The following is a 1422-nucleotide window of genomic DNA, read 5'->3' on the forward strand; positions in this document are numbered from 1 at the left end:
GGATCAGTTTCAAAACCTGTGGACTAAGCAAATAATTTGGTCAATCTGAACAGGAAGAAATTGATATCGCCTACACCTCTAAACTGACTTCTGAAAGCCTTTATTTTTGCATTGAATGATTCTGCCGACGCATTTGTACTCTTGTTGTCGAAGTAGTTCAATATCTTCTTGTGGTGGATATTTATGGTTCTGGAGACGGTATTGAAGGATTTAAAGCCTGCTTGTTCTACTTTATCCGCCCACTTTGCAAGTCTTGTAAAGGCGTAGATCTTATCCAAGGTACTGTTGAATATCCAAGAAAGCTCTTGGGACAACCTATAAGCTTTTTCGATATCCGGGAACCTTTCAAATAGCACTAAAGCTCTTTCTTTCTGCTCACAGGTCCATTTATGCTCACTCTTATAGAGTAGGTACCGACTTCTTGCCAGTAGCTGTTTTAGTGTGTCTCCATTGAACAGGATTTCTGGAAAATAGGTTTCTTTAGCTTTTTTGCAAGCCTCAATCGTCTGGTTCTCATTATCTATGGCTTCCCATCGGTGCTTTATTCGGATTTCCTGCAGTGCTTCGGTAGCTAACTGCTGGACATGGAACCTATCGATAACCTGCACGGCATTTGGAAAGCACCTCTTGGCTATGAGTCCCATATTACCCGCTAGGTCAAGCGTTATTTCCTGAACTTTGTTGCGTAATCTCTGGGGGATCTTTTGAATCAGGGGGATGATATTCTCAGACCTGGTTCCATTTAGTATAGCTACAATAGTTCCCTTTTTACCATGTGCTTCTTTGTTGGTCACAACGGTATATAGCTCGCCATGGGAAAGACAGGTCTCATCAATCGACAGTCTTGAGCTAATATTCTGGGGAAAGATCAATCCTTCTTTTGCGTTTTCACGGTGTTCCCATTCTTGAAAACCACTGAGCTTATTTCTATAATATCTCCTTAGTTTACTGGCTGATATACCATAGAACGAACTGATGGTTTGGATGCTATGAGCCTGGTTGTCCGCTGATACCTTTTAAAAAAGCAGCGAAATCCTGTGTGATACGCGTCCCTTTTGCTACTAATTCCCAGTTCCTGTAAACTACTTTATCGGTATCTTGATTGAGCCATCTGCGGCGTTTCACATGCAGGTAAACCTGTTGGCCACGAATAGGAAAATCTTGCAGGGTAACAGGCTCAAAGAAACCTTTGGAGATCAGCTTATTCTTTTGAAACTCTTCCGGAATAGCATTCATCTCTTCTAGAAAGATATCCAACCGACCCTCTCCTTGGGAATAGTGGGTCATCTCAAAATAATCGGAAACTCCTTCAGGAATGATTAGGGGCATTAAAGCTTTAAATGAATCGTGCATCTCTATATAAGTTCGAAGCACAAATATCTAATTATTTTTTATCCCCTCCACAACTTTTGTACATGATCC

Annotated in this window: 2 protein-coding genes; both read right to left on the reverse strand. The window is 41.2% G+C overall.

What is annotated here, in order from left to right:
* Window positions 1–23: 23 nt before the first annotated feature.
* Window positions 24–986 (reverse strand): ISAon1 family transposase, encoded by a 963-nt coding sequence (locus tag AC6CHH_RS16375; RefSeq protein WP_498284789.1) that lies wholly within the window; start codon window positions 984–986, stop codon window positions 24–26.
* Between the two features lies 1 nt (window position 987).
* A complete protein-coding gene (locus AC6CHH_RS16380) occupies window positions 988–1353 on the reverse strand; it encodes an ISAon1 family transposase N-terminal region protein (protein ID WP_498284788.1) in 366 nt (121 codons plus the stop codon).
* Between the last annotated feature and the right edge of the window lie 69 nt (window positions 1354–1422).

It is taken from the genome of Sphingobacterium sp. GQ94, assembly GCF_059758715.1.

Bases quoted from the DNA above. Each gene is read 5' to 3' on its own strand.
- AC6CHH_RS16380 (WP_498284788.1), bottom strand. From the start codon at position 1,353: ATGCACGATTCATTTAAAGCTTTAATGCCCCTAATCATTCCTGAAGGA.